25 protein-coding genes are annotated in these 24,268 nt (G+C 63.3%); 15 read left to right on the forward strand and 10 right to left on the reverse strand.

Annotated elements, in window-relative coordinates; translation table 11 throughout:
• Positions 1–57: 57 nt before the first annotated feature.
• A complete protein-coding gene (locus tag ABFE16_04365; protein MEN6344514.1) occupies positions 58–1,509 on the reverse strand; it encodes a serine protease in 1,452 nt (483 codons plus the stop codon).
• A 257-nt stretch (positions 1,510–1,766) separates the two neighbouring features.
• On the opposite strand from ABFE16_04365, the gene ABFE16_04370 reads away from it, so the two are divergent.
• From ABFE16_04370 to ABFE16_04385, 4 genes are all read left to right on the forward strand, one after another.
• Positions 1,767–2,642, forward strand: a complete 876-nt coding sequence (locus tag ABFE16_04370) for a homocysteine S-methyltransferase family protein (GenBank protein MEN6344515.1) — start codon at positions 1,767–1,769, stop codon at positions 2,640–2,642.
• Positions 2,643–2,804: 162 nt separating this feature from the next.
• On the forward strand, positions 2,805–3,260 hold the full coding sequence (gene gcvH, locus ABFE16_04375) for a glycine cleavage system protein GcvH (protein MEN6344516.1): 456 nt from the start codon (positions 2,805–2,807) through the stop codon (positions 3,258–3,260).
• Positions 3,261–3,362: 102 nt separating this feature from the next.
• Positions 3,363–4,220 carry a biotin/lipoate A/B protein ligase family protein gene (locus ABFE16_04380; GenBank protein MEN6344517.1) on the forward strand — a complete coding sequence of 286 codons (858 nt, stop codon included), beginning with the start codon at positions 3,363–3,365 and terminating at the stop codon, positions 4,218–4,220.
• Positions 4,221–4,256: 36 nt separating this feature from the next.
• Positions 4,257–4,844, forward strand: a complete 588-nt coding sequence (locus ABFE16_04385; protein MEN6344518.1) for a thioredoxin family protein — start codon at positions 4,257–4,259, stop codon at positions 4,842–4,844.
• Positions 4,845–4,847: 3 nt separating this feature from the next.
• Here the strand turns inward: ABFE16_04385 and ABFE16_04390 are convergent, their stop codons facing one another.
• Both ABFE16_04390 and ABFE16_04395 read right to left on the reverse strand, forming a co-directional pair.
• A complete protein-coding gene (locus ABFE16_04390; protein MEN6344519.1) occupies positions 4,848–6,206 on the reverse strand; it encodes a sn-glycerol-1-phosphate dehydrogenase in 1,359 nt (452 codons plus the stop codon).
• Positions 6,203–7,297, reverse strand: a complete 1,095-nt coding sequence (locus tag ABFE16_04395) for a hypothetical protein (protein MEN6344520.1) — start codon at positions 7,295–7,297, stop codon at positions 6,203–6,205. The genes ABFE16_04390 and ABFE16_04395 overlap by 4 nt, the downstream gene beginning before the upstream one ends.
• A 114-nt stretch (positions 7,298–7,411) precedes the next feature.
• Here ABFE16_04395 and ABFE16_04400 point away from each other — a divergent pair, with 114 nt between their 5' ends.
• Positions 7,412–7,933: a nitroreductase family protein gene (locus ABFE16_04400; protein MEN6344521.1), complete on the forward strand. Its 522-nt coding sequence runs from the start codon at positions 7,412–7,414 to the stop codon at positions 7,931–7,933.
• 34 nt (positions 7,934–7,967) lie between these two features.
• Here the strand turns inward: ABFE16_04400 and ABFE16_04405 are convergent, their stop codons facing one another.
• On the reverse strand, positions 7,968–9,287 hold the full coding sequence (locus ABFE16_04405; GenBank protein ID MEN6344522.1) for an ABC transporter substrate-binding protein: 1,320 nt from the start codon (positions 9,285–9,287) through the stop codon (positions 7,968–7,970).
• 234 nt (positions 9,288–9,521) lie between these two features.
• Between ABFE16_04405 and ABFE16_04410 the strand changes: the two genes are divergently transcribed.
• Positions 9,522–10,169, forward strand: coding sequence for a cyclase family protein (locus tag ABFE16_04410; GenBank protein ID MEN6344523.1), 648 nt, complete (start codon positions 9,522–9,524; stop codon positions 10,167–10,169).
• Between the two features lie 6 nt (positions 10,170–10,175).
• Positions 10,176–10,907, forward strand: a complete 732-nt coding sequence (locus tag ABFE16_04415) for a hypothetical protein (protein MEN6344524.1) — start codon at positions 10,176–10,178, stop codon at positions 10,905–10,907.
• Positions 10,908–10,926: 19 nt separating this feature from the next.
• Here ABFE16_04415 and ABFE16_04420 read toward each other — a convergent pair whose 3' ends face one another.
• The 4 genes from ABFE16_04420 to msrA all read right to left on the reverse strand — a co-directional run bounded on the left by ABFE16_04420 (position 10,927) and on the right by msrA (position 15,196).
• The gene (locus tag ABFE16_04420) at positions 10,927–12,150 is read right to left on the reverse strand and encodes a hypothetical protein (GenBank protein ID MEN6344525.1); all 1,224 of its coding nucleotides are present in this window, start codon (positions 12,148–12,150) and stop codon (positions 10,927–10,929) included.
• 40 nt (positions 12,151–12,190) lie between these two features.
• Positions 12,191–13,375 carry an enolase C-terminal domain-like protein gene (locus ABFE16_04425; GenBank protein ID MEN6344526.1) on the reverse strand — a complete coding sequence of 395 codons (1,185 nt, stop codon included), beginning with the start codon at positions 13,373–13,375 and terminating at the stop codon, positions 12,191–12,193.
• Positions 13,376–13,421: 46 nt separating this feature from the next.
• Positions 13,422–14,621 carry a Gfo/Idh/MocA family oxidoreductase gene (locus ABFE16_04430; protein MEN6344527.1) on the reverse strand — a complete coding sequence of 400 codons (1,200 nt, stop codon included), beginning with the start codon at positions 14,619–14,621 and terminating at the stop codon, positions 13,422–13,424.
• A gap of 104 nt (positions 14,622–14,725) precedes the next feature.
• Positions 14,726–15,196, reverse strand: a complete 471-nt coding sequence (gene msrA, locus ABFE16_04435) for a peptide-methionine (S)-S-oxide reductase MsrA (GenBank protein ID MEN6344528.1) — start codon at positions 15,194–15,196, stop codon at positions 14,726–14,728.
• Between the two features lie 188 nt (positions 15,197–15,384).
• Between msrA and ABFE16_04440 the strand changes: the two genes are divergently transcribed.
• The 8 genes from ABFE16_04440 (at position 15,385) to ABFE16_04475 (ending at position 22,299) form a co-directional block, all read left to right on the forward strand.
• Positions 15,385–16,086, forward strand: a complete 702-nt coding sequence (locus tag ABFE16_04440; protein MEN6344529.1) for a DUF1559 domain-containing protein — start codon at positions 15,385–15,387, stop codon at positions 16,084–16,086.
• A 179-nt stretch (positions 16,087–16,265) separates the two neighbouring features.
• The gene (locus tag ABFE16_04445; protein ID MEN6344530.1) at positions 16,266–16,967 is read left to right on the forward strand and encodes a prepilin-type N-terminal cleavage/methylation domain-containing protein; all 702 of its coding nucleotides are present in this window, start codon (positions 16,266–16,268) and stop codon (positions 16,965–16,967) included.
• Between the two features lie 171 nt (positions 16,968–17,138).
• On the forward strand, positions 17,139–17,849 hold the full coding sequence (locus tag ABFE16_04450) for a DUF1559 domain-containing protein (protein ID MEN6344531.1): 711 nt from the start codon (positions 17,139–17,141) through the stop codon (positions 17,847–17,849).
• Between the two features lie 168 nt (positions 17,850–18,017).
• Positions 18,018–18,722, forward strand: coding sequence for a DUF1559 domain-containing protein (locus tag ABFE16_04455; protein ID MEN6344532.1), 705 nt, complete (start codon positions 18,018–18,020; stop codon positions 18,720–18,722).
• 200 nt (positions 18,723–18,922) lie between these two features.
• Positions 18,923–19,630, forward strand: coding sequence for a DUF1559 domain-containing protein (locus tag ABFE16_04460; protein ID MEN6344533.1), 708 nt, complete (start codon positions 18,923–18,925; stop codon positions 19,628–19,630).
• A gap of 187 nt (positions 19,631–19,817) precedes the next feature.
• Positions 19,818–20,525 (forward strand): DUF1559 domain-containing protein, encoded by a 708-nt coding sequence (locus ABFE16_04465; protein ID MEN6344534.1) that lies wholly within the window; start codon positions 19,818–19,820, stop codon positions 20,523–20,525.
• Positions 20,526–20,711: 186 nt separating this feature from the next.
• Positions 20,712–21,416, forward strand: coding sequence for a DUF1559 domain-containing protein (locus ABFE16_04470; protein ID MEN6344535.1), 705 nt, complete (start codon positions 20,712–20,714; stop codon positions 21,414–21,416).
• Positions 21,417–21,597: 181 nt separating this feature from the next.
• Entirely contained in the window at positions 21,598–22,299 is a 702-nt protein-coding gene (locus tag ABFE16_04475; protein MEN6344536.1) for a DUF1559 domain-containing protein, read from the forward strand.
• A gap of 113 nt (positions 22,300–22,412) precedes the next feature.
• Here ABFE16_04475 and ABFE16_04480 read toward each other — a convergent pair whose 3' ends face one another.
• Both ABFE16_04480 and ABFE16_04485 read right to left on the reverse strand, forming a co-directional pair.
• A complete protein-coding gene (locus ABFE16_04480; GenBank protein MEN6344537.1) occupies positions 22,413–23,267 on the reverse strand; it encodes a carbohydrate ABC transporter permease in 855 nt (284 codons plus the stop codon).
• An 88-nt stretch (positions 23,268–23,355) separates the two neighbouring features.
• Positions 23,356–24,258 carry a sugar ABC transporter permease gene (locus tag ABFE16_04485; GenBank protein ID MEN6344538.1) on the reverse strand — a complete coding sequence of 301 codons (903 nt, stop codon included), beginning with the start codon at positions 24,256–24,258 and terminating at the stop codon, positions 23,356–23,358.
• Positions 24,259–24,268 lie beyond the last annotated feature (10 nt).

A 24,268-nucleotide genomic window follows, 5' to 3' on the forward strand; every position in this document is an offset into this window, starting at 1 on the left:
GCGCCTCCAGGACCTCCAGCCGGTTCCGTGAGCGGGGTCTGGTGGCTGTCGGGCAAGCTATCCCGGCATCACAGGCGGAGGCGGCATCGACTTCATTACCGGGTGTCGCCATCTGGGAAGGAAGATCGTCAGAGCGACTATCACTGCCAGGAGGATCACGATCCCAACGATGAGCATGGGGACGCTGGCCCGATCCTTGCCTTCGACGATCGCCTGCTGCGACTTGGAGATGAAGCTTTGCACGTAGGGGTGCGCAGGAGAGATGGTGTTGATCTGCTGGAAGATGGCCAGAGCCTTGCGGTAGTGGTGCGCGTCGAAAGCGTCGAGGGCTTGGGCGTACAGCTTCGAGACGGTGCCCTCCTCCGGCTTGATGTTGTGCCGCTGCAGGAACTCCATGACAATGCCGACGGGAATCAGCCAGTTCATCCCGGCGACCGCGGTGACGTCCTGACCGCTGGCTGTGGGTTCCAGGCTGCCAGAGGTCGCGATACCGATGACCCGGCCCGCGCTGTCCAGGGCCGGACCGCCACTGTTACCGTGAGTGAAGTCGGCGTCGGTCTGCATCACTTCCCAGTCGCCGGGCATGGCCTTCTTCGCGCTCACGACGCCCGCTGTGAGGGTCGGATCGTGAGGCACGTCCTGCTTCAGGTAGGGGTGGAAGGTCGCTGCGGCCGGGTAGCCCACGACATAGACCCGATCGCCGGGGTTGATCGCCTTGTCGTCACCCAGCGGGAGAGTCTGCATGTTGTTTCCTGCGACTTTGAGGATGGCCACGTCCTTGCCGGGTGCTGGTTCGCCGACGGCGACGATCTCCGCCGGTGACCCCTTGTATTCGCTCGCAACGCCCGGGACCGCAACCCCCGCGGCGATGAGGGCTGTGACCTCCTTCTTGTCGATCTTGATGTGCTGCGAACACCAGCTCTGGAGGGCCTCCTCAACCTTCGCCATCGCCTCCTCGGAGCCACCGGCGAAGTCCTCGTCGTTGGCCAGAACCTCCATGGAGGCTGCCACGCGCTTCTTGTTCAGCTCTTCGATCACAGGCTCCAGGTCCTCGTCAGTCCACACCACCACATGGGCGTTGGTCACCACATAGCCGTCGGGGGTGATCACGAATCCAGAGCCCTGGGCAGAGGAAGACTCCGTCTCGCTGCGCCGGTCATCCTGCGGAGCCAGGTAGTCGTTGAAGTTCTCGAGCAGCTCCTCGGAGCGCGCCAGGATCATGTCATCTGTGCCAGAGCTCTCCGCGCGCCGAGCGGCCCTCTCATGGAACAGCCGGACGTTCTCGCCGGTCCAGTGCCATATGGGCCATGACGCCGTGACCTCACAGGTAGACTCGATCAGGACGGTCGCAGGCTTGGCCAACTCGAACAGTCGGCTCGCCTTCACGTCCTGCGGTTGGGCATGGCCGGCGCACGCTGCAACCGATAGCATGCCCAGTGGCATGAGCAGGGAGAGGAGTGTAGAGCGAAGGAGACCACTGTGGAAGTCCAGCCGGCGTCGCGTGCGCACGTCAGATCACCCCCACGGGAATCGGACGGCAACTTCACCACGAGTCTGGCGGCAGATACGGACACAACCAGCAATAACTTAGCACAGAAGGCACGTTTCCTCCAAGAGAGCTTCTTTGACGCCACAGCCTTGCAGGCCTGCACCTCGGGAGATGGCTGCCGACTTGTCCACTGACGCTGCTGCATGTAAGATGAGTGCCAGTCGGCTCCTGTGCGCTCCCTGGGCGTTCCTACGGTACCTACGGAAGGACGTGGAAGATGCGGAGTTCGATCCTCGAACGTCTGGCTACGGAAGTGCTCGTAGGCGATGGTGCGATGGGGACCGCGCTCATGGCAGCCGGGGCCGTCTCGCGCAACACCAGCGAGGCCAACCTCACGCACCCCGACCTCGTGAGCTCCGCGCATCGGGCCTACCGACGCGCCGGGGCACAGATACTCCAGACTAACACCTTCGCCGCGAACCCAATCATGCTGAAGACAGCCGGCCTTGCAGAGCAGGGGCCCCAGATCTGGTCGAGTGCAGTGCAGTTGTGCCGTGAGGCTGCGGGCGACGACCTCTATGTGGCGGCTGACCTGGGACCAACTGGAGCGTTGCTGGAGCCCCTGGGTGACCTCTCCGTCGAGGAGGCGCGCAGCTCCTTCCTGCGGCAGTGCGAAGCGATGCTCGGGCCCTCAGTGGACATGGTGTTGCTGGAGAGCTTCGAGGCGATAGAGGAGGTTGAGCTGGCGGTCAGTGCCGTACGTGAGCTGCACCCGCGCATACCGCTGGCAGTGACGATGGCCTTTTCTGTCGGCCAGGGACGCACCTCGATGGGTGTCGATGGTGGCACTGCAGCGCAGCGTCTGTCAGAGCTTCCGGTGGACATCCTGGGCGCGAACTGCGGGACACCTCAGGCCCTGGAGATCGCCTTCGCGCAGATGAGCGAGCATACCGATCGGCCGCTGATGGCCCAGCCTAACGCCGGACTCCCCATGGTCACCGGAGGCCGAACTGTGTGGTCGGGTACGCCCCTGGAGGCCGGACAACTGGCTGCGCGGCTCATTGCTTGTGGAGCGCGCATCGTCGGAGGATGCTGCGGCACCACTCCAGACCACCTTCTCCAGATGGCCCGTGCGGCGTCTGCAAGGGCCTAAAAGGGCCCCTGTAAGGCTCCGGTTGAGACGCCCAAAATGCCCCTTGCAGGGAAGGGGGCTTCGTATTACACTCTGTGGCGCCACACCCGCGATATCTGGAGCTTACACCCGCGCTGCGCGTGTGGTGCAGAGCCGCCGAGTTTTGTGAAGGAGGTCCGACCAATGGACTTGTCCGAGTTGAGATTCGATGAAGGACATGCTTGGGTCCGCGACGAGGGCAAAGAGCTCATCATCGGAATCAGCGAATATGCCCAGGAACAGTTGGGCGACGTTATCTTCGTAGAGCTGCCTGAACCGGGTACCAAGATCGTCCGTGACGATCCCTTCGGGAGCATCGAGTCGGCCAAGGCCATCGAGGACCTTGTCGCTCCGGTGAACGCTGTTGTCACGCGGCGCAACGATGACCTCATGGACGAGCCGGAAGCCATCAACAGTGATCCCTACGGTGATGGCTGGCTGATCGCAGTCAAGCCGGACGAAGACACCGACCTCAGCAAGCTGCTGAACTGGGACCAGTACCAGAAGCACCTCGAACTCCTGGAGAGCGAGGAAGAGGACGAGGACTACGAGAGCGACGATCTCGAGGACGACTTCCTCTCCGACGACGAAGAGGAATAGCCGCTCTCCCGCCAAGGCATGACACCTTGAGACTATCTGCTGCCCGGGCCGCGCACACGCACTTGTCGGCCCGGGCACTTTTGCGATTCAGGACACTCCGCTATGAAGGACACCGGCTGCATCTCGTCTACCGATACCTGGCGCCTGATCTGGAGCGACCCTCTCCCGGCCGCCGACAACATGGCAGTCGACCAGGCCATCTTCGAGCAGGTTGCTGCGGGGCTTCAGCCGCCGACTCTGCGCATCTACGCCTGGGTTCCTCCCGGCGTCTCGGTCGGCTTCTTCCAGTCGCTGGACCGTGGGATCAACCTCGAGGCCGTGGCACGATACGGGTACGGACTCGTGCGGCGCCCAACCGGCGGTCGCGCCATCATCCACCATTACGAGGTCACTTACAGCTTCTGCCTTCCCATCGCGCAGGTGGGGGCAGGCAGCTCCGTCATCGCGTCCTATCGGACGATCTCTCGCGGCGTCGAGGCCGGGCTGACGCTGCTCGGCGTGCCGGCCTCCATTCCGGGTGAGCGCCATGCCACCGCCAAAGGCCGGGATCTGCCGACGGTGTGCTTCGCCAAGGCCGCCGGAGGAGACATGCTGGTGGAGGGGCGCAAGATCGTGGGCAGTGCTCAGATGCGCCGCGACGGCTGCATCCTGCAGCATGGCTCGATTCCGATTCGCATTGATCTGGCCGAGCACCTCGACCTTCTTGGCGCGGCCGGAGCGGACAGCGAACGAGAGCAGGCTGCGCTGCGACAGGCCGCCGTCGGAGTAGCCGAGGTTCTTGGACGTGACGTCTCCTTCGAGGAACTGGGAGAGGCCGTAGTGCGCGGGTTCTCGGAGGCCTTCGGCAAGTCACTGCCCTCCTGCGAGCTGACGCAGGAGGAGCAAGCTCGGGCAGCGCAACTCGTCGAGACCGTCTATGGCACGGAGGAGTGGAACCGAACCCCGGGCAAGCGTCGTTGAGATGAGTGAAGGCGCACAAGGAGAGGATCCACCCATATGCGAGTGACCTGTCCAAGATGCTACGTCGTCGCCGCCCTTGCCCTTGTTGCTCTGGCTACCCTTCCTCTGGTGGGCTGTCCGCCGCAGCCCCCACAAGGCGCATCTCCCACTGAGCCGTCCCTTCCGTCACCGCCGACAACCATCAGCAACGAGACGGTCGCCGAAGCGGGACAGCCCGCACCGGTCAGCGAGGCCGCTCCGACCGCGAACCGGGAAGAGACCGCACCAAGCCCCGGAAGCAAGGCAGACAAGATCGTGTGGGTGGAATCCTACGCGAAGGGGATGGAGCAGGCGAAGAAAGCCGGCAAGCCCATGATGATCGACCTCTACGCCGACTGGTGTGGGCCCTGCCGGATGCTGGACGAGCAGGTCTGGACAGACGCGAGGGTCATCGAGGCAGCCACAAAGTACGTGTGCGTCAAGGTCAATGTCGACAAGGATGCCGCCACTGCAGACAAGTACAAGGCGACCGCCATTCCCCTGGTCGTCTTCGCCCACAGCGACGGCACCGTGATGAACCGCAGCGTCGGACTGGTTCCGGCCGACAAGATGCTGGCCTTGATGAAGAACACGTCCGGCAAGTAGCGTCTAGACCGGGCAGAGGAGGTCGGCGGCTTCCTCCAGGAGTCCCAACTCCGAGGCCAGGTCCAGGATCGTGTAGCGGTTGCGGATGTGCCGCCCGTACAGGAAGGCCCCGCGGGCGTGCTCCGGGCTGAGGCCGAGGTCGGCCGGTTTCGTCGGCACCCCGGCCAGCAGATAGGCGTGCTCGGTGCTTTCGGTGGGGCGCATCAGTCGCCCGACCTCCTGCCAGAACCCCTGCGGGTCGGCGGCAAGGCGCTCGACGACCGACGGGCCGTCATCTTGCGGCTTGGCCTTCGTCAGCATGATCTGCGCGACTTCCTCGGCCACCTTCGCCCCGAGAAGGGGCTCGAAGTGGGCGAGACTGCCCTGCCGGGCCTGCTCCGGATCGATGGCCCTGGCACGGGCCGCCTCGACATCGACGCCTCCCAGGGTCCGCTCACGTACGAACTCATATAGTCTCCCCGTCATGAGCGTCGCCACCGCGACCTGGCGCCCGTGCAGGTCACTTTCCCATCCCCAGCCCTCGTGCGTCATGTCCAGGTAGTGCGAGATGAGATGCTCGCCGCCAGAGGCAGGCGAGGACGCGCCCGCCATGGCCATCGAGATTCCCGACTGGATCAGACCGATCATCAGCGTCTCGACTGCCTGCGGCTCCGAGCGGCCCAGCGCTGCAGCCTGCTCACGGCAGAGGCGCTCCGCTTCCTCCACGACGGCCACCGGTTTCTCGCAGTAGTACTCGTCACGCAGCAGGTGTCCCATGAGCCAGTCGGTCGAACTGGTGGCCTTCGAGAGCAGGTCGCCCAGCCCGGCCTGAGCCATCTCCGCCGGAGCCTTCGCGAGGATCTCCGTGTCACACACGATGGCGACGGGAGGGATGCACGGCTCGGTGCACTTGATGCCGGCGCGGGACATTGCGGAGATCGCAGAGGGATACCCATTCATGGAGGCCGCCGTCCCCACGCAGATCTCGGGGATCTTGCGTGCGGTCGAGGCCATCTTCGCAAGGTCATTCAGCGTCCCGCTACCGACGCAGACCAGGAAGTCGCAGTCGCCGGGGAGTTGCTCGGCCAGTTCGCGCTCCGACCAGTCGTCGGCTTTGAGGCTGTGTCCCGGCTTCTCCGGCTTGAGGATCGTCGGCTTCAGCGAGAAGCCCGTGAGGCTGTCGGCGACGGTTCTCCCAGCGACCTCCCACGTCGTCTCATCGGCGATCAGCGCGCCCTTCCGGCCCGTCACATGCCGGCGCACGACCTCCTCGACACGCCCCAGCGCGCCGGACTCAGCGATGACCTCGCGCGTCGGTACCGTATGTGTATGCCCGCACTCGCAGGCCTCGTCCATTCCGAGTAGCTCGTGCCAGTCGCTCATCGTCGTGCCTCACTAGTCATCTGTTCGAGTCCTGCCAGCAGTTGGGAGTGCAAGTGCCGGAGACGCTCCACCAGCGCGATGTCCTCCCGACGGGCTGAGCCCTGCGGGTCGCGCAGAGACGCCAAGCGTTCTTTCCATGCGTCGGGTGCCCAGGGCCACCGGCCAGTCTCGATCTCGAGGCGGCTTGTCCGGCTGTACAGTCGATCCGGCTCGGTGGCCAGCAGCATTGAGGCAGCTTCACCCGTCGCTGTCAGCGCCTGCCGATAGCCGGTGAGTCGCGACACCGGCACAACCTTGGCAGCCCGCCGGAAGCACCGGTGCATGGCCTCGAACTGGCAGCGCAGTGCAACCATGAAGGGATAGGGATACACACGGGCCTGCGGCATGTCTGCCGTCAGCTCCGCCGTGTTCAGCCAGTCGAGCAGGCGCTCAAAGCGCTCCCCGGGTACCTCCTCATCTCCCTGCAGCAGGGCTTGTCCACGTGTCAGGGCACGCCGCATCAGCCTTCCGGGCCGGAAGGGAGGGTCTTCCCGGTGATCCACCAGGTACAGGGCCGTCACGTGCCCCAGGGGATGTGGCCACAGTACACCTCGCGCCGGGAGCCTGTCCAGAAGCACATCGCGCATCGTGCTGGCCTGGAACATCCCCTTGTGGTCGGCATCGCCATTGATCACGCCCCAGAAACCGTCTCTTTCGCCTCCTTGCAGAGGCTGCCAGCCGCCGCAGGCGATGCACACCCGTCCTGAGCGCAGGGCAGCATTCAGGACCGCACTCAGCCTCATCATCTGTTCCGGGTTGCCCGAATCCGTTATGTAGCGCACGGCTACCCCCAGGTCCGCAAAGGCCTCGGGCACAAGAGCATGCGCACCTGCCAGGCCCACCTGCCGCTTCTCAACGTCCAGGTTGAGGGCGAAGCAGTCACCCATGCGAACCGCGACGTCGTCAGGATGCACCTTCATCCCGTAGATAGAGAGCAGCGACATCGCCACGTGTGTCAGACTGGCGAAGCAGTTCTCGGTCTGCACCATGGGCGTGATGCGCCGTGGGTCGGGCTCAACGATCTTGTGGGAGTCCCCAAACAGGGGCGCCATAGCCATAACCTCAGAGATCGACATACTTCCGGCTACCCGGCAACAACTCAAACACAAGGATTCCCGCACCGGCCCCCGAAGTAAACACCGACTACAACGGGGAGCGTGATGACCGTGACGGTATTTGAGGCGATCTCGGCACGCTACAGCGTACGGCGTTACCTCGTGCAGGCGCCGGAACGCGAAAATCTCGACCGCATTCTGGAGGCTGCGAGGCTTGCGCCCTCCGCCGGTAATCGTCAAGAGTGGCGCTTCGTCGTCGTGTCTGACCACGGCAAACGCCAGAAGCTGATGGACGCCGCCGGTGGTCAGGCCTTCGTCGGGCAGGCTCCGGTAGTGATTGCTGCCTGTGCGGTGACCGACGGTTCAGTGATGCGCTGCGGCCAGCTTCGCTATCCCATCGATGTTGCCATCGCGCTCGAGCACATCGCGCTGCAAGCCGTTGAAGAGGGACTGGGGACCTGCTGGGTTGGCGCCTTCGATGAAGCGGCAGTGAAGCAGGTGCTGGGCATCCCCGCGGACGAGGAGATCAGAGTCGTCCAGCTCATGGCGCTGGGCTACCCGGCCGACGAGCCGAAGCCCAAGAGCCGCTTGCCCCTCAACGCCATCATCATGCATGACTCCTGGCGCAGCTAGCCCGGACCGTTTGCCCCCGGTCGGCCGTGGCGGGTTACCCCTCGTCACGGCTCTCCGCCTTGACGACCCAGTCGACGCGCTTCTGCACCCGCTCGCGAGTGTGGGAGAGTGCCTTCTCGGGCGTCTCTCGGCAGAGCCAGATTTCGTCGAAGGCCTCGTTAAGCTCGTCCTGGTACTCGTTCCAGATGCTAAGGTGCGGAACTGAGACGGCGTTCTTGCCGTGGGCAAGGTTGATGAAGACCTCGATAGCCGGGTTCGGGTGCTTGCGCAGGAACTCGGGCGTGACGTCGATCAGGGGCGTGAACTTGCGCTGGCCCATGTTGAGTATCTCGGAGCCCCTGGTCGTTGCGAGGAAGGCCAGGAACTCGAAAGCCTCGCGCGGATGCCTGGCTCCCCGCGGAAGGATGACCACGTCCTCCTCCACCACAGTAGTGTTCGCGAGGTCGGGCCGGTCGGCGGGGTAGGGGAAGGGCGCTGCGCCCCACTGAAGGCTGGGCATGTACTTGTCGATGAAGTTGTACAGCCATACACCCTGGAGTTCCATGGCGACCTTCTCCGCCATGAAGGCGTTCTGCGGTGAGGAGAAGTTGCCGAAGCCGCTGCGGAAGGTCTGGAGCGCCTCCACGCCATACTTCCTCGCGTACTTCTGCACCCACTCGTAAGCTCTCACGTTCTCCGGTGAGTCGCAGGTCAGGCGAGACTTACCGTCCCAGAGCCGGCCGCCGAAGAAGCATCCCCAGGACCAGTTCCACCAGCCCGGCTCGGGGGGCAGGAACCCCATCTGCACGATCTTGCCGTTCTCGACCCGAGTGAGCTTGTCCGCCATGGCGTCCAGCTCTTCGATCGTCCGTGGCGGCTTGTTCGGGTCAAGGCCTGCCTCGCGGAACAGCCGCTTGTTCCAGTGGAGCGCGACTGAGGCCGGGGTGGTGGGGATTGCGTAGGTATGCCCGCGGTACTGGCACATGTCCCAGAAGACCGGCACGAAGCGGTCTTTGGTGATGCCCTTGTCGCGGAAGAAGTCATCCAGGGGGAGCGCAGCGCGCTTCTGCGCATAGGGGATGACGGTCGGGGACCACACCCCGGCGATGTCCGGCGGAATTCCGCCCGCAGTCGCCATGAGAGTCTTCTGGTCGATCTGGCTCACGGTCAGGAGGTCCACGCAGATACGGCTCTGCGAGCGGTTGAAGGCCTCGACGGTGTCACGCATCGCGTCGCCCTCGAAGCCGGTCCACTTCTCCCAGTAGGTCACGTGCACACGACCGTCCGCCGATGGTGGCTCGGACGGCTGGGGACACCCGCTGCAGAAAAGGCTCAGGACCGCGAGGAGAAGGACGGCGATCACTCGACGCTTCATGGTGGGGCCACCTCGTGCTATAATTCGGCGGCGGGCCTTGGCTGCCCTTCCAAAGCCCCGACGAAAGGTGTACCCCGGTTTGCCCCACGTTGACGACCATCCTGCGCTCGGGCCCGGGAAGCCTGGGCACGCAGTCACGATTCACCTCGCAGGGATCGAGGAAGCCTCCACGACCACGGAGGATCCCCACCGCTTAGGAACTAGCCGAGACTCGCGCCTTCAGGAGGGTCTGACGTGAAGATCACCGACATCAGCGGCCCGGTATTCAGCGGAATGTGGACCTACGGAGGCCCCTACGGCGAGGTCGAGGTGGCCCCGATTCCACCGCCGGACTTCGTGGAGCACACCACCTACTCGTGGCACATGAACATGAGCGTGCAGTCCGGAACGTACCTGGAGACCTCGCGTCACTTGCGTCTGGATGGCCCGGCTCTGATCGAGGTGCCCCTGGAGGAGGTGTGGATGCGCGAGTGTGCGATCCTGCGCGTGCCCAAGGAGCCCAACGAGGCGGTCACACGGAAGGAACTGGAGGATTGCGGCGTCGAGGTGCGTCCGGGGGATGCCGTCATCGTCGCCACCGGCTGGGATGCGCACTGGCGGGAGTCTGACTTCGTCTCTGATTGCCCGTGGTTCCTGCGCGAGGCCATGGACTGGATTCTCGACCGCGAACCCTCCATCGTCTGCGGCGACACCCCGCGCTTCGACAGTTGGGAGCAGCCTCAGGGATTCTGGGATCGCTTCTTCTCGGGGGATACGCTACTGCTGGCGCCGGTGGTCAACCTCAGCCAAGTCAAGGCCAACCGAGTGCGCCTGTGTGCCCTGCCCATGAAGCTCGAAGACAGTTGCGCGGCTCCCTGCCGCGCCATCGTGATCGAGGACTGAACCCACATGGCTTGCAGGACCGCGCTGCGTGCCTCGGTGTTGGTCGCGCTATTGTGCACGACTGCCACCTGGGCTGATCCGGTAGAGTGGCTGGCCCTCTCGCAACCTGCGACGCCAGCTGCGCAGGCTGATGCACTATCGCAAGAGTCCAAGCCGAAGCCAACCGCTGCGCCGACACCGAAGCCTGAAGGACCGTGGGCCGGCGACCCGTCGCGGTTCTTCCAGGGCGCCCTCCTTGGCTTCCTGGGGCACGAGATGGGGCATGTGGTCGCGAACTACGCCGTGGGGTCGGATCCCTACCTCATGCGTGTCGACTTCGGCTTCATCCCCTTCTTCACCATCCAGCCCGACAGGCTCCTGACCCACCGTGAGCACTACCTCACGGCCTCGGCCGGGTTCAATGCCGAGAACCTGATCAACGAGTGGTTGTTGGTGAAGCACCCGAACCTCGCCGACGAGGACGAACCTCTCCTGAAGGGCATGGCGACCTTCAACTTCTGTCTGACCGTCGGCTATGCACTGGACGCCTTCACGGGGTTTGGGCCTGACGAGCGCGACACCAAGGGGATGGCGGACTCTCTGGGGTGGAGCGAGGAGGCAGTTGGGGTCCTCATCCTGGGCCCGGCTCTTCTCGACGGCTACCGGTTCCGTCACCCGGACTGCAAATGGGCCAGGGACACCAGCCGCGTGCTGAAGCTCCTGATGCTCGGGCTCGCGCTCAGCGCCGACTCTGATTGATCGACGCGGAGGAGCCACTTCAGGCCCAGCGTGCGGCCAACTCCTTTGCGAGATTCGCCCATTCTCTCAGGCGGTTCGGATGGCCCTGAAGGGTCTCCAGCTCTCGGAGCACGACCTGGTAGGAGTGGCCCTGCAGCTTTCGCAGGCCCTCGTCGAGGTGGCGTCGGATCGGCTCCAGATCGTCGGGGAAGACCACAGCCGCAGCCGACTGCCGCCACATGATCGTGTGCCTCCCGTCGCACGCCTCGATCACGCGGTCCAGGTCCGTCCAGGCTGAGCAGACGAACACCCGCAGGTTCGGGATGCGCAGCACGGCCGCGATCTTGTGGGTGAGGTTCTCGCAGCAGCCGTACCAGACCGCGCCGAACTGCTGGAAAAGCGGCTTCTGGTAGTTGAGCAGGAACTCCTCGGTCATGGCCGGGGAGACCTGGTCGAACTCCTGGCTGTTGGCGCCCGACCACAGGTTCCGCAGGGCAACCCGCCCGTCGGTCTCGCCGCCCTCCACCGGGTCACTGCAGATCATCGGCTCGGTGTGGTTGGTGGTGAGCAGGCCACTGTCTTCGGCGACCCGTAGGCCGTCCAGCACACCCTCGGTCAGCTTCGCCATGAGCCGGTGGATCAGGTGCGGGCGGAAGGCCAAGTCCTCCATCAGCGGCCCCATCCCGCGCAGCTTCTCCAGGTACGTCCCCAGAGTCGGCGCCAGCGGTGGCGCACAGGTGACTCGCACCGGCATGGCTTCGCCCAGAAGGTCGGCCATCTGCGAGGCCTGGCGCTCCGTGGCCTCCATGTCCGGCCAGAACTGCGGCACTGTCACCGCCTCGAAGTCCTCGGGCGTCTTCAGGGGAGGGTCGTAGCGGAACCCACCCAGGCTCGTGGAGGCAACCTGCGGACCGAGGTGCACACCCCAGGGGTCGGGCGGATCCGACCGCCAGCGCACCGGGACCGACCACCAGGGGTCGAAGATGTGGTCGTCGCCGACCCCCTCCTTATATAGGTGTTGGCGAAGCACCACCTCCACCTGCCGGCAACCCGCGTCTGTGCACGCAAGTGACTCGGGAGGCACAAGCTCGCGCCACACTCCTGCCGGGCGACACCAGACCGGGGCACGGTCAGGCTTGCGACGCTCGTTGACGTCGCGCCACCGTCGCCGCCGGGCTTCGTACTCCTCGCTGGTAGCCAGCTCAAAGCACCGTGCGGCAAGGTCCCGCACGACGCCAAGGTCTGAGGTGGGGAAGGGGCTCATCAACAGCGCCTCCGCGGAAGCGTGCCTGACTCGTCGCCTCCTAGCTCAGCGGGCGACGGTCCTTGACCTTGGCGGGATCGATCTCGATCCCCAGTCCCGGAGCCTGGGGCACCGGCACCGCCCCGTTCACCGGCTCCAGGTATCCCTTCATGAACCGCTGCTTGTTGCGCTGATGCAGGAACAGGAACTCCACCATCGGCAGCACGGTCGGCGGGCAGGCTGCAGCCACATGCAGCGCGGCATGGAGTGAGTGCCCGTGAGGGTAGAGCGGAACATCGAAGGCAGAGCAGACCGCTGCGATCTTGACCAGTTCGCTGATACCGCCGCACCAGTCCGGGTCGGCCTGCACAACGTCCGCAGCCTCCGCGGCGAGAAGCTGCTTTACCTGCCACCGCGTGTACAGGTGCTCGCCGGTCGCGACGGGTACACCGCCACGAAGGCGAATCTGCCGCAGCCCCTCCAGACGGTCCACCGGCACCGGCTCCTCCAGCCACAAAGGACGCAAAGGCGCGATCCGCCTCGCCATATCCACTGCGTAGGGCACATCCCAGGAGTTGAAGGCGTCGAACATGAGGTTCACGTCGCCCGCGACAGCCTCCCGCAGAGCGACAGCCATGGACAGGTTCCGGGCTGCTCCCTCGGGACCGTCGCCAGGCCCCCAACGAAAGAACCACTTCTGGGCATGGAAGCCCGCCTCTTTGTACTCAAGGGCCTTCCTCTGCAGCGGCTCGCGCTCCAGCGAGTACCCTAACATGCTCGCATAGGCCGGGACCTTGTCTCGTGTCGGACCGCCCAGGAGTCGGTACACGGGCTGCCCAAACACCTTGCCCTTGAGGTCCCACAGGGCGCAGTCCAGCGCGCTCATCGCCATCATATAGTAGCCGCTGCGCCCATGACGATTGCGCCGCAGGAGTTGGTCCCAGAGGGTCTCGATCGCCAGCGGATCGCGCCCGACCACGAAGTCGCGAATCTCATGGCCAAGCAGGTAGGCGTGGGCTCCGTCGACAGGCCCGAACAGACCCGTGACACCTTCGTCGGTGCAGACCTCGAGGTACGTCGCCCGATGGGTGACGAGTTCCCCGGGACGCCGATCCCTCGTCGCCACTCCGCGTCCGGCGAACTCCGGGTAGACATCCAGCGGCTGAGCCTGGCGCTCCTGCGACACTTCCTCCTCAGCCGCGAACTCGCCGGTCAGCTCGAACAGGACAAGGTCGGTGATCTTCATGCTGTCCCCTTGCCTCGCAGCGGTTGATACTCCGGTGTTGGCGCACCTACTCCTCCAGCAGGAAGTTGCCGGCCTTGTATGGGATACCTTCGGGCTCGGAATCGGGCAGGCCCACGTAGTCCCAGAAGGTCGTCCCAGCATAGGGCTGAGTGCGCAACTCCGGCATCGCCAGCGGCATGCCGCCCATTTCCGCCGAGCGGTTGGCTATGATCCCCGGCAGCGTGTAGTCGATCATCCGGAAGACGTCGATGGGTGCCGGCTTACCCTCAAGCAACGCAAGGACGAAGTGGCGGGCCATCTTGAGGTCGGCGCCACCGTGCCCCGTGCTGGTGTCCTGGTCACGGGCTGCGACGCCGATGTCCTTGACCTCCCAGCCCTGCGCCTCCTCACGGTCGCGGTCGAAGAGGCGTGCAAAGCCTTCGTACAGCGACCACTCCGCAGCTCCGAGGGTTCCGAACAACCGGTAGCGATGCTCCGAGGGTCGCCGCGTATTGAGCGTGACCATCACCCGCAGAACCAGACCCCGGGCAGTGCGGAAGAGCGCGAACTGGGCGTCCGACCGCAGGGGTGCCTCCAGTGACTGCCAGGGCGCGCCCATGCAGGTGACGCTGACCACTCGGTCGTCCAGCATCTCGAGCAGTGGCCCGAGGTCGTGGGTCAGGTACTGGATCGGCGGCTGATCGGCCCGCCAGGTAGGCTTGCCGTCGGTACGTCCCTGCTCTTTGGCCTGACTCGGGGTCAGCCGCGCACCGTCAGGGCACTCGAGGGTGGCGGGCAGGTAGTGCAGATACTCGGCCTCCGCCGCAGACATGTGGCCGAGGCGACCGTTGGCGACCCACTTGCGGAAGTAGCGCAGGAAGTCCCAGAAGCAGGCGTTCTCTCCCAGCATGTAGGTCATGCCGGTGCGCAGGACGCAGTCGCGCAGCTCGATGCACTCCAGCTCCGTGAAGGCCCCGGGCACCTCGGAGAGCACATTGACACCGGCCTCCATGGCCTGGATCGCGTGGCGTGTCTGACACCGGCCATTGCTGGCGATCACCACCGCGTCCGGCTTCATCTCCAGCATCTCATCGAACTCGGACACGAGCTTGACCGGTGCGTCACCGATCACGCCCCGGGCGTGCTCGCGCCGAGACTCCATGCGGTCGGCAGCGACAAGGACTTCGGCCTCCGGTACGTGCAGCATGTTTCGCAGATGGGTGATGCCTCGCTGCAGCCCGAGGATCCCGACTTTCAGCTTCTCCATGGCAAAGCCTCCGTGCTAGTCTCCAAGCTAATCGCGCGACGTATGCGCCCTTCCCCAAAAGGGTGTCCGGGAGTTCTGTGCACTGTCGTGGCCCTGCTAGCCGATCACAGAGGGCACCCGCCCAGACCACGCTTCTCCAGGTAGCGCTGGTGGTATTCCTCGGCGCGCCAGAAGGTGCCTGCCGGGGCGATCTCGGTGGCAAGGGGCTCCGTGTAGGCTCCTGAAGCCTCAAGTTCGCGCAAGGCTGCCTCCGCGGCGGTTCTCTGCTGCTCGCCGTGGTAGAAGATCACCGACCGATACTGCGTCCCGACGTCCGGTCCCTGACGGTTCGACTGCGTGGGATCGTGCACCTCCCAGAAGACCTTCAGGAGTTGCTCGTAGGTGACCTTCGCCGGGTCAAAGGCGACTTGTACCACCTCCGCATGGCCGGTCCGGTCGGTGCAGACCTCCTGGTACGAGGGGTTGTCCTTGCTGCCTCCCATGAACCCCACGGCCGTGTCAAGGACGCCGGGCACCTGACGGAACCGTGCCTCAACGCCCCAGAAGCATCCAGCCCCAAAGGTTGCGGTCTCCATTGTCCTGCCTCCTGTCGCCGAGTGTGCCCGTCCTCGCCGGTCTTCGACGAGGTGAGAGGCGACTTCGGGGTCCGAAGCAACGATTCCTCCTGCGCGGTTGACAGCCGCGGCCCGATGGGATATAAACACTCGTCCATTGCATGTGATGGTTAACGTTGCGGCTCGATACTGATGAGGAGATGAATGTCTTGAGAGCAAGGCGCACCGGTTTCACGCTCATCGAGTTGCTGGTTGTTATCGCGATCATCGCCATTCTTGCGGCAATCCTCTTCCCGGTCTTCGCCCGGGCACGAGAGAAAGCCCGCCAGTCTGCCTGCCAGAGTAACCTCAAGCAGCTTGGCATCGCGGCACAGATGTACGCGCAGGACTACGACGAGTTCATGGTTACCGGCTGGCTCATGAGCAACAACCAGAACGGCACCACCTGGGCTGACCTGCTCATGCCCTACAACAAGAGCATCCAGATCCTGGACTGCCCGTCAAGCGGCATGAAGGTCAACCTCATCAGCGCCACCTGGGGCGGCCAGACACTGAACCGTGAAGGCCTCTCCTACGCAATCAACACCGTCTACTGGGGCGGCCACGCAGGCAGCGCCACCGGCCCGATCGCTAACCGGCCGACCGGCCTCAACATGGCTCGGATCATGGCCCCGGCAGAGACCGTTCTGCTCAACGACTTCTACGGGCACTACGAGACCAGCGGGCAGTACGATCCGCCGAGTTACTACACCGCAGTGCCGATCAACGCTGCTGTGTACCGGCACAACGAGCAGTCCAACGTCCTGTTCTGCGACGGTCACGTCAAGTCGATGAACCAGGGCACTCTCGTTGCGACGCACAACGTTAGCGGCACCAACGTCAAGTACCTGTTCTCGATCGAAGACGACTAGGTCTTCACAATCAGTGCAACCAAAGGCCGGACGAGTCAGCTCTCGTCCGGCCTTTTCTTTTGTGCCCTCTGGAGGGGTAGCCCGGGATGTCCGTGGATTTCGTTGACAGCGGGCAACTCCGCCGCTATATTGAATCAGCTTTGTTGGGCAAGCAATCCCTTACTCAGGAGATGAGGGCATTGCTGCGAAAGCACCGCGGGTTCACCTTGATCGAGCTCCTCGTCGTCATTGCTATCATCGCCATCCTGGCGGCGATCCTGTTCCCGGTTTTCGCCAGGGCACGCGAGAAGGCCCGTCAGTCGGGCTGTCAGAGCAACCTCAAGCAGATCGGCATCGCCTCACTGATGTATGCCCAGGACTACGACGAGACGATGGTCACCGCCTGGCGTATGACCAACGACCAGAACGGCACCACCTGGGGCGACATGCTCATGCCCTACATCAAGAATCTGCAACTTCTCGACTGTCCGTCCAGTGGCATGAAAGTCAGCCTGATCGCAACCACCTGGGGAGGGAGGACGGTCAATCGAGGCGCCTTGTCCTACGGTATCAACTCCACCTACTGGGGCGGCACCGCCGGTAGTGCCTCGGGACCCGCTGCATCCCGGCCCACCGGCTATGCGCTGGCACGGATCCTCGTTCCGGCTGAGACTGTACTCCTGACAGACTACTCGGGGTTCTTCGAGACCGGTGGTCAGTATGACGTCCCGACCGGCTACACGCAGACGCCGATCAGCACCTCGATCTACCGCCACAACGACCAGAGCAACGTGCTCTTCTGCGATGGTCACGTCAAATCGATGAACCGGGGGGCACTCACCGCTACTCACACCGTGAGCGGCGTCGCCGTCAAGTACCTGTTCACCATCCAGGCGGACTAGAATGTGGCTTGCCCAGCAAAGCGTTGGCCGGATAGGGGAGACCCCGTCCGGCCCTTCTCTTTGCGTGTAGGTTTGTCTGCCCAAGGGTCGCGCCCGCGGTGTTGACACCGGGAGGCGCAGGGAGTATACGTTTGGGGCTTTGCTGGGCAACAGGCTACACCTGAAAGGGAGATGACAGTATTGCGTTCGAGGCACCACGGGTTTACCCTCATTGAGCTCCTCGTAGTCATTGCCATCATCGCTATCCTGGCGGCGATCCTGTTCCCCGTCTTTGCCAGAGCACGCGAGAAGGCCCGTCAGTCAGGCTGTCAGAGCAACCTCAAGCAGATCGGTATCGCAGCCACGATGTACGCCCAGGACTATGACGAGACCATGGTCACTGCCTGGCGCATCAGCAATGACCAGAACGGTACCACCTGGGCCGACATGCTCATGCCCTACATGAAGAACCTGCAGATCCTTGACTGCCCGTCCAGCGGTCTCAAGGCCAGCCTCATGAACACCACCTGGGGTGGCAAGACCGTGAGCCGCGAGGCCATCTCCTACGGTCTCAACGCCTGCTACTATGGTGGGCGTGCCGGCAGCGCCAGTGGACCTGCGGCCGATCGACCGAGCGGCCTCAACATGGCCCGCATCATGGCACCGGCAGAGACCATTCTGGCCACCGACCACTACGGCAAGTACGAGGCGGCTGCTCAGTATGACGTCCACGCCAACTACACGGCGACGCCTCTCAACACCGCGACCTACCGCCACAACGATCAGAGCGACGTGCTCTTCTGCGATGGTCACGTGAAGTCCATGAACCAGGGCGCCCTTACCGCTACCCACAGTGTGAGTGGCGTAGCCGTCAAGTATCTGTTCACGATCCAGGCCGACTAGAAGGCAGTTGATGGACCTGGCAAAGCACCGGCCGGACGGAGCTACTCCGTCCGGTCTTTTCTTTTCCCGGAGCCACGAAGTCGTGACGTTGACTTCGAGCAGGCTTCCCGACTATAGTGACGGTGCTTTGTTGGGCAGTGGACCTCATCTCTCGAGGAGATGACAGCATTGCTGCGAAGGCACCGCGGGTTTACCCTCATTGAGCTCCTCGTCGTAATCGCCATCATCGCCATCCTGGCCGCGATCCTTTTCCCGGTCTTTGCCAGGGCACGCGAGAAGGCACGCCAGTCAGGCTGTCAAAGCAACCTCAAGCAGATCGGCATCGCAGCCACGATGTACGCGCAAGACTATGACGAGACCATGGTTACCGCCTGGCGCATGACGAACAACCAGGACGGCACTACCTGGGCCGACATGCTCATGCCCTACATGAAGAACCTGCAGTTGCTCGACTGCCCCTCCAGCGGCTTGAAGGCCACGCTACTGGGCCCGACCACCTGGGGCGGCTACACCGTGAACCGCACTGCCCTTTCCTACGGTGCTAACGCTAACTACTATGGTGGCTATGCCGGAAGCGCCAGCGGTCCCACCGCCAATCGCCCGACGGGCATGAACATGTCCCGCATCCAGGCGCCGGCGGAGACCGTGCTGCACACCGACCACTACGGCAACTACGAAGCGGCCAGCCAGTACGATATCCAGGCCGCCTACACAGCGGTCCCCCTCAACACCTCAGATTACCGCCACAACGATCAGTCCAACGTGCTCTTCTGTGATGGGCACGTCAAGTCCATGAATCAGGGCTCCCTGACCGCTACCCACACCATCAGCGGCGTTGCCGTAAAGTACCTGTTCACGATCGAAGCCGACTAGAAGACCCTGACCCAACAAAGCAAGGCCGGACGGAGCTACTCCGTCCGGTCTTTTCTTTGCCTGGGTGTCCGGCTGCAGGCGTAAGGCAATCGTGACGGCACTACATTTCCGTTGACACGGGGCGGTCTGACGGGTATACATATAATGCTTTGTTGGGCATCCGATGACTCGTTCCCAGAAAGCAAAAGGAGATGACGGTAATGCACAGAAGTCGCGCGGGCTTTACCCTTATCGAACTGCTTGTGGTCATCGCCATCATCGCCATCCTCGCCGCAATCCTCTTCCCGGTCTTCGCCAGGGCTCGGGAGAAGGCCCGGCAATCGGCCTGCCAAAGCAACCTCAAGCAGCTCGGCGTCGCCTGCATGATGTACTTCCAGGACTACGACGAGACCACGTTCACCAGTTGGAGAATCAGCAACGACCAGAACGGCACGACCTGGGCCGACATGATCATGCCCTACGTCAAGAACCTCCAGCTCTTCGACTGCCCCTCCAGTGGCTTGAAGGTCGTCCTTTACACCAGCGCCACCTTCGGCGGGCAGACCGTCAGCCGCACCCTTCTGTCCTACGGCGCCAATGCCGCCTACTGGGGCAACTACGCCGGCAGCGCCAGCGGCCCTGCTGCGTGGCGCCCGTCGGGCGGTCGCTCCATGGCCACGATCATCGCTCCGGCAGAGACAATCCTGCTTACCGACTACACCGGTTCCTTCGAGGCGGCCGCCCAGTATGACGTCCCAGCCGCCTACACCGCGCAGCCTCTGAACGCTGCGGTCTACCGGCACAACGACCAGTCAGACGTGCTGTTCTGCGACGGGCACGTCAAGTCCATGAACCAGGGCTCGATCACGGCTACCCACAACATCAGCGGCGTCGACGTTAAGTTCCTGTTCACCTCTCAGGCCGACTAGTTCAGCCTCTCCGATACCCCCAACAGAGCAGAAGCCGGGCAGGGATATCCTGCCCGGCTCCTTCACACCCGGCAAGCGCTGCCTCTATCGATGACATGTGGTCTGCGGATGTTCGGGTCTAGCGCATCTACCAGCACGGGGGTGTGCAGACCAAAGAGCAACATCAGCCAGTGAGGGAGATGAGCACATGCGACGCAGAGGTACCGGTTTCACCCTGATCGAGCTGCTCGTTGTCATTGCCATCATCGCCATCCTCGCAGCCATTCTGTTCCCCGTCTTCGCGAGGGCTCGGGAGAAGGCCCGCCAGTCCGCGTGCCAGAGCAACCTCAAACAGATCGGCGTCGCCGTCATGATGTACAACCAGGACTACGATGAGACCACCTTCACGACCTGGAGGATCAGCAACGACCAGAACGGCACCACGTGGGCGGATATGTGCATGCCCTACGTCAAGAACCTCCAGCTCTTCGACTGCCCCTCTAGTGGCATGAAGGTCGTCCTCTACACCAGCGCCACCTTTGGCGGCCAGACCGTTAGCCGCACGATCATGTCCTACGGTGCCAACGCCTGCTACTGGGGCAACACCGCCGGCAGCGCAACCGGCCCTGCGGCGTGGCGCCCGACGGGCGGTCGCTCAATGGCCACGATCCTGGCCCCCGCAGAGACGGTTCTGGCCACCGACTACAGCGGTTCCTTCGAGGCCGCCGCCCAGTACGACATCCCGGCCACCTACCTCGTGCAGCCCGTGAACGCCGCGGCCTACCGCCACAACGATCAGTCCAACGTGCTGTTCTGTGATGGGCACGTCAAGTCCATGAACCAGGGCTCTCTCACGGCTACCCACAACATCAGCGGCGTCGACGTGAAGTTCCTGTTCACCTCTCAGGCCGACTAGCTACTCCTTCCAGTACCACCGAGCCTAGCAAGAGCCGGGCGGGTCCATCCCGCTCGGCTCTTCTGTATGCCTGGCAAGGCCCACGAAGGTACTCGGTGCTTTACTCCGCTGGAATTCTGGTGTATGGTATGCGCTCGGGTCGGTCAGGCCCAAGCGCTTCAGCAACCTGAGAGGACGATGTGGAGTATGCGACAGAGACGGTCCGGCTTTACCCTTATTGAACTGCTCGTGGTCATCGCCATCATCGCCATCCTTGCAGCGATCCTCTTTCCTGTCTTTGCCAGGGCACGCGAGAAGGCACGCCAGTCAGGCTGCCAGAGCAACCTGAAGCAGATCGGCCTTGCCGCTATCATGTACGCACAAGACTACGATGAGACCATGGTAACCTCCTGGCGCATCTCCAACGACCAGAATGGCACCACCTGGGCAGACATGCTCATGCCCTACATCAAGAACCTGCAGATGCTCGACTGCCCCTCCAGCGGATTGAAGGTCACCCTCTACACCAGTTCCATCTTCGGCGGCCAGACCATCAGCCGGGCCGCCATGTCCTACGGGATCAACGCTTGCTACTGGGGAGGCACTGCCGGCAGCGCCGGCGGTCCCGCAGCATCCCGGCCGAGCGGTTATAACATGGCCCAGATCAAGGCACCAGCCGAGACGGTCCTGCACACCGACTACAACGGCTACTGGGAGGCGGCTGCCCAGTATGACGTTCCGACTGTCTACACCGCACAGCCTCTGAGCACCTCAGCGTACCGGCACAACGACCAGTCCAACGTTCTGTTTGTCGACGGGCACGTCAAGTCCATGAATCAGGGCGCACTGACTGCGACCCATACCGTCAGCGGCGTTGCCGTGAAGTACCTCTTCACGATCCAGGACGACTAGACCAACAAGCCAGCCACTGGCATCACGAGCCGGACGGGAGACCTCCCGTCCGGCTCTTTCGTGTGCGCTCGTGGCTTGCCGGAGCGGTTTTGTGGTTTACAGGGGCCGCTTCGTGGTGTATTGTGTATTATAGGACAAGCAGGTGAGACGGCTTGTCACATCCACGAAGGAGATGGTGACTATGCTGGGCAGGCGTCAGGGGTTCACCCTCATCGAGTTGCTTGTGGTTATTGCCATCATCGCTATCCTCGCAGCTATTCTCTTCCCTGTCTTCGCTCGTGCGCGTGAGAAGGCACGACAGGCAGCGTGCCAGAGCAACCTCAAGCAGATCGGTATCGCCTCCACGATGTATGCACAGGACTATGATGAGACACTGGTGCGCGCGTGGCGCATGGTCAACGGCCAGGACGGCACCACTTGGGCCGACATGCTCATGCCGTACATCAAGAACACCCAGCTTCTTGACTGCCCCTCCAGTGGGAGAAAGGCCAACCTCCTTGGCCCCACCACCTGGGGCGGCTACACCTTCAACCGCACCAACCTGGCCTACGGCATCAACTCTGCTTACTATGGCGGCACGGCCGGGGCCGGCGGGCCGGCAGCGACCTATCCCAACGGCAGGAACCTGGCTCAGGTTCTTGCACCGGCGGAGACCGTCGAATTCACGGACTATTCCGGCACCTTCGAGGCCGCCAGCCAGTATGACATTCCGGCCGGCTACACACAGGTGCCGATCAGCACCTCCATCTACCTCCACAACGAGCAGGCCAACATCCTCTTCTGCGACGGCCATGTCAAGTCGATGAACCAGGGCTCACTGACCGCGACGCACACTGTCTCGGGCGTCGCCGTGAAGTACCTGTTCACCATCCAGGCCGACTAACCCAAACTCACCGACCAAGCAGAAGCCGGACGGGACCAGTCCCGTCCGGCTTTCTTGTTCCCCGTTACAGCTACCCGCCCTCAGACCACACCGTATCCTCTGCGGCTCTTGGGCTACCCCTTAATCCCCGTGAGTGTGATCCCCTGGATGAACTGCCGCTGCGTGAAGAAGAACAGCAGGATCATCGGCAGCACCACGATGGCCGAGGCGGCCATCAGCATGTGCCACTCCGTTCCCCCATGCTGACTCTGGTAGAACTGCAGTCCCAGGGACAGCGTGAACATCTTCTGGTCGGTGAGGTAGATCAGGGGCCCAAGGAAGTCGTTCCACACATAGAGGACGTGGAACAACGCCACCACGGCCAGCGCGGGCTTCGACAGCGGCAGAATCACATGCCGGAAGATCCCCAACTCTGAGCACCCGTCGATGCGGGCCGCATCCGAAAGCTCCTGAGGGATCGTCAGGAAGAACTGGCGCAGCAGGAAGATGTTGAAGGCGCTGCCGAAGAACGCCGGGACCCACAACGGCCGGAAGGTCCCGATCCAGTGCAGCTCGCGGAAGATCGCAAACACCGCGACCATCGTGACCGGGAAGGGCACCATCATGGTTGCCAGGGTCAGGGCAAACAGGAAGTCGCGTCCCTTCCATTGGATGCGCGCGAACCCGTAGGCAACAAAGGCGTTGGACACAACGCAGCCGATGACGCCCAGCACTGCAAGGTAGATCGTGTTGAGCGCATAGCGCAGGAAGGGGACGTAGCCGAGCTTGTCGCTGCCGTACTTGACGGCGTCCCAGTAGTTGTGCCACTCGATGGTCGACGGAATCCACACCGGCGGCATCCGCATGGTTTCCTCGATGGGCTTCAGCGAGGTGGACAGCATCCACAGCAGCGGGAACATGAAGACAAGTGATCCCGCTGCGAGGATCAGGTAGGTGAGGAGCCTTCCGGTTCGTGAGGTAACGGTCATCTGTGCGCCCACCGTGAGGGCAAAGGGTTAGTGTGGCGGTCCCTGGGCAAGGTCGCTCTTGCGCTGTTGTGTTGCGCGGTGCAGGGCGCTACATGCCGCCATAGTGCACGTGCCGCGACGAGACCTTCAGCGCGAGTAGGGTCAGCAACAGGATAAGGATGAACAGTATCCAGGCCATCGCACACGCATACCCCATGCGAAGGTAGGGGAAAGCGTTGTCGTACAGGTACATCGCCAGGAAGTAGATCGACCGCGCCGGCGCTCCGCTGGGCGATATGACATAGGGCACGGCGAAGGTCTGCAGCGTGCCGATGATCCCCATGATGAGGTTGAACAGGATCACCGGAGAGATGCTTGGGATGGTGACGTAGCGCAGCCTCTGGAGGTAGCTCGCACCGTCAAGCTCGGCGGCTTCATACAGGTGTACGGGGACGTCCTGGAGGCTGGCCAGGTAGATGACGATGGCATGCCCGACGGTCCACGCGCTCATCATCACGAGGGCTGGCTTGGACCATGCCGGGTCGGTCAACCATCCTGGCGGCGTGACCTTCAGGCCCAGCAGGCCGAAGGCGCTGGTGACAAAGTAGTTCAGCACCCCGTTCTCACCATTGAAGATCCACAGCCAGATGATCGCGAGCGCCACCATGGGGACCAGCGACGGCAGGAAGAAAATCGTGCGGAACACCGTCATCCCGCGAACGCCGGTGTTGAGGAGGAAGGCGAGTCCCAGAGAGACGACCAGACCGATGGGGATGCTCAGGGACGCGAAGACGAGGGTGTTGGCGAGGGCCTTCCAGAAAACCTCGTCGCTCATGAGGTCCGTGTAGTTCGAGAGCCCGATCCACTCCGGCCGCCGCAAGACCGAGTAGTCGCAGAAGCTTGCATAGAGGGAGAACAGGATCGGACCCACCAGGAACACCGTCGCGCCCAGGATCCAGGGCGAGGTGAACAGTAGCCCATTGCGGAGGTCACGGCGCTCGGAGGCAGTCATGACTGCACTA

The organism is Armatimonadia bacterium (assembly GCA_039679385.1).
Taxonomy (GTDB): domain Bacteria; phylum Armatimonadota; class Zipacnadia; order Zipacnadales; family JABUFB01; genus JAJFTQ01.